Source organism: Chloroflexus sp., from assembly GCF_056331925.1.
On sequence record NZ_JBWGQH010000007.1, the window covers coordinates 1 to 7,731 of the forward strand.

6 protein-coding genes are annotated in these 7,731 nt (G+C 56.4%); all 6 read right to left on the bottom strand.

Annotation, left to right across the window (positions count from 1 at the left end; translation table 11 throughout):
* Positions 1 to 126: 126 nt before the first annotated feature.
* The gene (gene trpB / locus AC01ZF_RS05145; RefSeq protein ID WP_428113812.1) at positions 127 to 1,317 is read right to left on the bottom strand and encodes a tryptophan synthase subunit beta; all 1,191 of its coding nucleotides are present in this window, start codon (positions 1,315 to 1,317) and stop codon (positions 127 to 129) included.
* Between the two features lie 148 nt (positions 1,318 to 1,465).
* Entirely contained in the window at positions 1,466 to 1,822 is a 357-nt protein-coding gene (locus tag AC01ZF_RS05150) for a Trm112 family protein (RefSeq protein ID WP_424674369.1), read from the bottom strand.
* Between the two features lie 86 nt (positions 1,823 to 1,908).
* The gene (locus AC01ZF_RS05155) at positions 1,909 to 3,381 is read right to left on the bottom strand and encodes a UDP-2,3-diacylglucosamine diphosphatase (protein WP_424674368.1); all 1,473 of its coding nucleotides are present in this window, start codon (positions 3,379 to 3,381) and stop codon (positions 1,909 to 1,911) included.
* 331 nt (positions 3,382 to 3,712) lie between these two features.
* Positions 3,713 to 4,411, bottom strand: a complete 699-nt coding sequence (locus AC01ZF_RS05160) for a phosphoribosylanthranilate isomerase (protein WP_424674367.1) — start codon at positions 4,409 to 4,411, stop codon at positions 3,713 to 3,715.
* On the bottom strand, positions 4,404 to 6,266 hold the full coding sequence (locus tag AC01ZF_RS05165; protein WP_424674366.1) for an NYN domain-containing protein: 1,863 nt from the start codon (positions 6,264 to 6,266) through the stop codon (positions 4,404 to 4,406). The genes AC01ZF_RS05160 and AC01ZF_RS05165 overlap by 8 nt, the downstream gene beginning before the upstream one ends.
* A 306-nt stretch (positions 6,267 to 6,572) precedes the next feature.
* Positions 6,573 to 7,550 (bottom strand): glycosyltransferase family 2 protein, encoded by a 978-nt coding sequence (locus AC01ZF_RS05170; protein ID WP_424674365.1) that lies wholly within the window; start codon positions 7,548 to 7,550, stop codon positions 6,573 to 6,575.
* Positions 7,551 to 7,731 lie beyond the last annotated feature (181 nt).

A 7,731-nucleotide genomic window follows, 5' to 3' on the forward strand; every position in this document is an offset into this window, starting at 1 on the left:
GTTACCCACCTTCGCGCCTTTGCGCCTTTGCGTTACCCACCTTCGCGCCTTTGCGCCTTTGCGTTACCCACCTTCGCGCCTTTGCGCCTTTGCGTTACCCACCTTCGCACCTTTGTGTTTTACGTTTCAGATCGACACTCCCAGCAGATCGGCAACGGTAAAGATATCTTTGTCGCCTCGCCCTGATACGTTCACCAGAATGATTTGGTCGGGCCGCATTGTCTGAGCAACCTTGATCGCCTCGGCCACTGCGTGGGCACTCTCTAATGCTGGGATAATCCCTTCGAGCTTGGCCAATAACTGGAACGCGGCCAATGCCTCGTCGTCGCTGGCGGCAGTGTAGGTCGCCCGTCCAGTATCGTGGAGCCACGCGTGTTCGGGGCCAATGCTAGCGTAATCCAAGCCGGCACTGACCGAATGAGTGAGCGCGATTTGCCCGAACTCGTCTTGCAGCACATACGAAAAGGTGCCCTGCAGCACACCGGGCGTCGCAGCACGAAAGCGAGCGGCGTGTTCACCGAGTCGTTCACCGCGTCCACCGGCTTCAACGCCGCGCAATGCGACGCCAGGATCATCGAGGAACGGGTGAAAGATACCGATGGCGTTCGAGCCACCGCCAACGCAAGCAATCACCATATCGGGCAACCGACCGGTGGTAGCGAGAATTTGCTCGCGCGCCTCAACCCCGATTACGCGCTGAAAGTCGCGCACCATTGTTGGATAGGGGTGCGGCCCTAGAGCCGAGCCAAGGAGATAATAACTGTCTGGATTCGTCACCCAATCGCGCATTGCCTCGTTGATCGCGTCTTTTAACGTGCGCGAACCACTGCTCACCCCTCGTACTTCAGCCCCCAGCAACCGCATACGGAAGACATTGGGACGCTGGCGGGCCATATCATCAACCCCCATATAGACTACGCACTCTAGACCGAGCAATGCGCAGACAGTGGCAGTTGCTACCCCGTGCTGACCGGCGCCGGTTTCGGCAATCACGCGCCGCTTGCCCATTCGTTTCGCCAACAAGCCTTGCCCTAGCGCATTGTTGATCTTGTGTGCGCCGGTATGGGCCAAATCTTCGCGCTTGAGATAAATGCGTGCGCCACCGCAGTGGGCAGTTAAGCGGGCAGCAAAGGTTAACGGTGTCGGCCGACCGGTATAGGTGCGGTGGAGTGTTGCCAACTCTTCCCAAAACGATGGATCGGCTTTGGCTGCTTCATACGCCTCCTCTAGCGCCCTAACCGCCGGCATCAGCGTTTCAGGCACATACCGACCACCATATGGGCCGAACCGTCCCGGTCGCGAAACAACATCCTGCATAACTTTACTTTCTAGTTACGCAAAGTCGCGAAGAGCGTAGAGTACGCAAAGATTATTTTTATTGAGCGCCCTTGGCGCCCTCTGCGTTACCCACCTTCGCGCCTTTGCCCCTTTGCGCTCTTTGCGCTCTTTGCGCTCTTTGCGTTAACTACTTCTGAATGAGACTCTCGTCTTTGTTTTTCTCACCCTCTTCGAGCAGCATAATTGGGATACCATCCTCGATGGGGTAGCGATAGCCGTTGCGCCGATTGACCAGCCACTCTTTGCCGTTGGCATCAACCATCAGCTCTACCGGCCCCTTATCACCGGGATCGGCCAGCATGCTGAGCAGTTCGGGGCTGATGCTGCCGCGTTGAGTCGTATTACCGGTATTACCGGTGTTGCTATTCGTAGCCGGTGTCAGATCGAACACACTATCCTCCTGATACTGGCGCACGGCGCGGAAAATGGCAATTGCCAATCCGACCACTGCGGCGATGCCGAGAATGCGTAACACGTTCTTCATACGATCGTTGCCTCCTCTCACGATAGTATGTAGCCAAATCAGCTCTGCCTGTCTCAAGGCTGCTGCGGATATTGTACACGACTTTGCTAACGCTGGCGCGGCGGCTCTTCTTCGTGCCATGGGTGTGGTGGTTGATCAACGCTGTGCCAGACCAACAACTGCGCGCGATGCGCACCGTCTTCACCGCTAGGAATCTCGAGAAATGGATAGCGCTGGTTAGGCCGGCGCATCGTCTCTACATCAAAGACAATGTCTGTCCATGTGCCAACGTTGATATAGCGCCGTCCTTCACCCAGATCGATCACGCGAGCCAAGTGCGTGTGACCACACACAAAGAGGTGGTCATTACGATAGGCCGGTAGACGGGCGATGAGCGCCATCTCGCGGGCAATCTCATCATTGAAGGTATTCACTTCACGGCTGGCTTGCCGACGGGCTTCATCACGCACCTGGTCAACCACTTCGGGTAAGCCACTGAAGGCCTCTGCGGCAGCGCCAAACTGGCGAGCAATCGCTTGATGGCGGGCAACACGCTGGCGACGAAACGTGGCAATCGGTTGCCACAGCGCCAGCAGTGGCGAGCGTCGTAACCACTCGTCGGGTTCACTCGAAAGATGGTGTGGCGGTGCCCACGCCGTAACTTGCAAGAAACCGATCACTCCGCGGGTCACAAAACGTCGTGCTGCCGGATCGCGCAGTCGTTGCAAACTCATCAGATACCAAAAGAAGGCCGATGATGGCTTAATATTGTCGATCAGGGGTGCGAGCGGGAACGGATCTTCTTCAAGCTCGTTAATGACCTCTTTGACCAACTGTGTCCCGCGTACCACCTCGAACGGTTCGCTGATACTGGCAAAATTGACAAACCGATTCCACCGGTCAAACTGATTACCGTGTACGATATAGACACCGCCGCCGTGATAACTGATCCCAAACCGCAACCGCGGATCGTTGGCCGGTAGGTGAAGTGCCTGTCGCAAGACTTCTTTCGCTGCCGGGTAATGCAATTCAAAGTCGTGATTGCCGATCAAGATGGTCAACCGGTTATCGGCCAGTTGGATAAATCGGCGTAGCGCGTTAATCACGCCGGCGTGCGCCTCAATGATCGCTTGCAAGCGTCGTGCGGCAGCCCGTTGTGACCACTCATCATCGGCGACATCGGGTAGGCTGACCTGTAAAAACTCGAAGGTGTCGCCGGCAAGGATCAGTTCGGTTGGTTCTTGTATGACATAATGTTCGATGAACGCAATCAGGGCTTCATCATCACAAAAGTCATCACGCCGGTCGCCACCACCGAGATGAAGATCACTCATCACAATTCGTCGGCGCTGGGTGTCTATCTCTTCTGGTCCGATTGGGGGTGTTGCATATGCGGTAGGACGAATGCGTACACGTCGAAAGCGTAGCACGATCCAGCGTAAGGCGAACAGGAGGGCAACAGCAATGGTTAGCCGGATCACCAAGGTGAGCCACCATTGTGCAATCCGTTGTACATACCTTGCTGCGACGGCTCTCGCTTGCGCATGCTGGGAAGATGAGTTGTTGGTTGTGGTAGGCATGCTCTATCCTAATCCTGTCGCTGTTCACCCATCGTCTCAGCTTACCATAACGCTCATTTGCCGCCGACGGACTGCAACCGGTACGTGGTCGATCGAGGTTTGCCCAATCTCTTTGTGACGGTTGAGTTGATCGGTACGATGGTTCGCGGCGAGAGGCAGGTAGCCGATGCATCTTCAGTCCTTTGGAGGTGGGCTGTGCTGAAGCTGATTCTACCGATAATCGCGCCGTAAGTCGTCGAACGTAACGATCGAAGTTACCAACGGTTGTACCGTTGATCGGCAAGCCGGGCAAACACAATCTCGACAACCACAAGTCTCTTGGCTGCCGATGCTACTCGGTGCAACGCCTTTCAGCGCCACATCCCGCAACTGCATCACTCGTCCTCACAGCCCGCACAAACGCTGCCATCAACTCCGGGTCCTTCTGCCCATCTCGCTCCACGCCACTACTCACATCGACCCCCAGCGGGTTAACGACAGCAATTGCCTGTGCGACATTTGCCGGAGTCAAACCGCCGGCCAGCAAGGTAGGTACACGCCGAGCTAGGTTTGCCGCCCGTTGCCAATCGGCCTGTTGGCCGGTACCGCCATACGTACCGGCGATGTGAGCATCAACCAATGTAGTCATGGTCGGTAAGCGATTGCTGGTGGCCGGTTTCGTCGCCGCGATCCGAGCCAGCCATGCCTCCTCGGTCGGATCACCGGTCATACGGATGGCCTTGATCAGTGGTAACTCAACCGGAATGGAAAAATCGGCCGGCTCATCGCCGCTCAACTGGATTGCCTCTAACCCGACGGTGCGAGCGATCTCAGCGATCACGTGGGCCGATTCGTTTACGAATAATCCCACGATCAACGGTCGTGGTGGCGGGAGAGCACGTACCGCTGCGGCAATTGCCTGAGCTTCGGCCACAGTGACGCGCCGGCGGCTTGGGGCGAATACAAGCCCGATCAGATCGGCGCCGGCAGTGGCGGCTGCCAGCGCGTGATCGATCGTGCGTAAGCCACAGATTTTGATAATCCTACTCAAGTTCTTTCAGCGTGTAATAGACGTAGCGGTTCCGAGTGGTGCGCTCAAGCATACCGTGATGAATGGCTTGCTTGAGCATTGTGCGGTTCTCCTCCATTGTCCGTGGCAAACCATGCTTGCGACGTGCTGTTTGTAACGCACTGAGCAGTTGCTGAAATGTAGCCGGTTTGCCGAGTTCACGGATAGTTGTGCGGAACAACTGCCACTCTTCTGCGCTGAACTCCAGCGTCAGATCGACGTGATCACTGCTACCATCGGTCGCGGTCGGTGGTGTTGGCTCGGCGGGTGAGGTATCGGCCTCAACCGGCTCAGCAGGTGGAGTGCTGACTACCACCGGTTCGGCTGGAGGGGTGGCGGCCGCCACCGGCTCGGCGGGTGAGGTGTCGGCCACGACCAGCTCGGCAACCGATGGTTCGGCAACGGTTGTCTCCGGCAGCGACGATTCACCGATCGGTGTCGATTCTGCGGTCGCCTTACGTGAACGGCGGCGACGGCTACGGCCGGTCTTAGGCGTTGGCTCGCTCGCGACAACAACCGCTACCGGTTCGGCAGCATCGGCAAGCGAGGGAGGCAGATGCTCAGACGGCACAACCGTCTCTATCACGGCACTTTCGTCACTGCTAGCCGTTGCTACCGTTGCCACTGTCGGTTCTTCTAACTGTGGTGGCGTGTAATCGAGGTCATCAATCGCGCTATCTTCCTGTGCGTCGGTGATGGCAGACTCCGTCCCAAGACCATTCGCGGTGACCTCTTCGCGGTTGCGATTATTGCGTCGTGAACGGCGACGCCGACGGCGATTGCTGCTCGATGGAGTTGCCGCGGGTGTATCAGCAACCGTTGTTTTCACCTCTTCAATAATCACCGGTTCAATCTCTGCAAGCTGCACCGTACCGTTGCTACCAATTGGCGGATCAAGCACCAACGGCTCAGGTGGTGGTTCTTCGGTCAGTAGCGGTGCAAACCGCGAGAGCTTCATCGGATCCTCGCCCGGCAAAAAGACCTCGTTGACCGAACCTTTGGTAAAGATTTGCACTTTACCACGTTGCTCAGCGTCAAGCACCAGATCCTTAAACTTCGTGAATGGGCGTCCATTCAGATCGCGGTAGCGACTTTCTTTGAAATCGCCCCCCATAAGCTCTTTCATCAACATCTTGAGCGAGCCAAGGGTCGTGACGTATCCGCGCTTACGGGCAAGATGAATCGCCTGCACCAGCACATCGTAGATGTCTGGTTCTGGGAGAGGGGGTGGTGGGGGAGTAACCGGCGCCATCGGCTCTTCTATCGGTTCGGGTAGTCGGTTTAGCTCAGTAGTACGATTAGCAATCGCCGTAGCGGCGGCGCTCGCATTCGGCTGACGCCCAATCAGTTGCTCGTAGAAAACAAATTCGTCGGCGCTTTGTGCAAGGTGTGTACTAGCCGCTCCACCGATCCCGATGATATACACTTCTTTGCCGTGTTGGCGAATACTGTGGACGAGCGGAATAAAGTCACGGTCGCCGGTAACGAGGACAAAGCGTGCAATATTCGGGTTGGTGTAGAGGGTCTTCATAGCGTCGATACATAGGTTCATATCGACGCTATTCTTGATAGCACGTCCGGTGCGTCCGGCATCTTTGTCGTAGTAGTACGTTGCTACGTAAATCGGTTCGATAGCGTTGGCGTACAGTGCGCTCGTAATACGTGGGTAACGATACCAATCGGCGTAGGCGCGTGAAATCACAACGCGGCCGAGATCGTTGCAGCGGTCCATAATCGCTTCGAAGTTCGGTGTGGCGTTGAGCTTATCGCGCACGCTCACATAGATGTTCTCGAAGTCGATGAAGACCGCGACATCAGGTCGCTTTTGGTCGTACATCGTTGTCTGATCTGCTCCTGTTTCATTTTGGAGAGGAGGTGCGGAGCATGCATCGGTGCCAGCTCACGCAGCTAACAACGTGATAGGCCGGAATCAACGCAAGCCACCAACACGTGCTTCGTCTGCAAAGCAGCATTGACCAGGTTTGAGTTGTCGCAATCTTCAGAATAAGTTGCGGAGCAATACACCGGTATGTTCACGCGAACCAACCTCACAACATTATTTGGCTTGTCTCGCGAAAAATCTTCACATATGCGAGTAGGGCTATTCCGCCACATAGCACCTGCTCTTATCGCTACTATAGCATCAGCCTGTCGCCTTCGCAACCGGTTGAGCAGCCAAATTGCCGGTTGTGCGCAAAATTAATCCGTAGGCGAGGAGTTGCCCGCGTAGGGAGTTCCGGTCGATCCGTCCACTGAAGTAGTCACGCCACGCCTTGCCGATTAGGCGGAGCATACCGAGAGTGACGAGGGCGGCATGCGCGTAGCGTAGACCTCGGCCCCCGAACTTGGCTGTGTACCGCGCCCGTGCCCGCCACAAGGCGACGTACATTTTCCACCGGAATTGGCCGGTAGCAGCGCTACCGACGTGAATAACGTGTGCCGTCGGGACGTGCCAAATCGCCCATCCGGCGAGTTTGATCCGTCGGCACCAGTCGATCTCTTCACAATACATAAAATAGTCTTCGTCCATCAGTCCCACTTCGTCAATTGTGGCGCTGCGTACCAGCATACACGCACCAAGTGGGTAGTCAATTGGAAAGGGAGCATCACCAAATTCAGCCGGGTAACGTCCGTGCCACCATGAGTCGTAGAGGCGACCGGGCAAGACTTCGCCGGGCGGGAAGAGATCAAGGGCCGTCGTGATAAGATCGGGAAAACGGAAGGCAGCTCGTTGAAGTGTGTGATCGGGGTTGAGCAAGCGCGGCCCCACCAACCCAACGCGCGGATGTGCCGCAAGGAAATCGGCCATCGATTCAATTGCTCGCGGTAATAGCTCGGTATCAGGGTTCAGCACCAAAATCGCCCCACAGGTATCTACGAGCAGGCTGATACCCTCATTACATGCAGCCGCATAGCCGGGATTATCCGGCCGTTCCCGCACCGTCACCGTCGGGAATTCACGACGCACGAGGTGTACGCTCTCGTCGCATGAGCCATTATCCACGACAACAATGCGTAGTGGTAACTCACATCCCTGCAACGACGCCAAACAACGTCGCAACAAGGGGGCCGTATTGTACGAAACGACAACTACGCCAATCGGCGACAAGGTTTGTTCCATAGCGGGCCGATTGTAGCGTTGGCTTACCAAATTTGCAAGTCTGGCCCTCACCTCGCCCCCGCGCTGCGGGAAGAGGGAATAACCCTTCTCCCCCGCTTCAAGCGGAGCTAGATGTCTCGCTCCGTTCACCACGCCAAGTACCGGTAGTCATCAGTGTAAGATGTCTCGCTGCGCTCGACAT

Excerpts from the sequence above, each read along its gene's own strand:
- trpB (WP_428113812.1), bottom strand. The coding sequence starts at position 1,317 with ATGCAGGATGTTGTTTCGCGACCGGGACGGTTCGGCCCATATGGTGGT.
- AC01ZF_RS05150 (WP_424674369.1), bottom strand. The coding sequence starts at position 1,822 with ATGAAGAACGTGTTACGCATTCTCGGCATCGCCGCAGTGGTCGGATTG.
- AC01ZF_RS05155 (WP_424674368.1), bottom strand. The coding sequence starts at position 3,381 with ATGCCTACCACAACCAACAACTCATCTTCCCAGCATGCGCAAGCGAGA.
- AC01ZF_RS05165 (WP_424674366.1), bottom strand. The coding sequence starts at position 6,266 with ATGTACGACCAAAAGCGACCTGATGTCGCGGTCTTCATCGACTTCGAG.
- AC01ZF_RS05170 (WP_424674365.1), bottom strand. The coding sequence starts at position 7,550 with ATGGAACAAACCTTGTCGCCGATTGGCGTAGTTGTCGTTTCGTACAAT.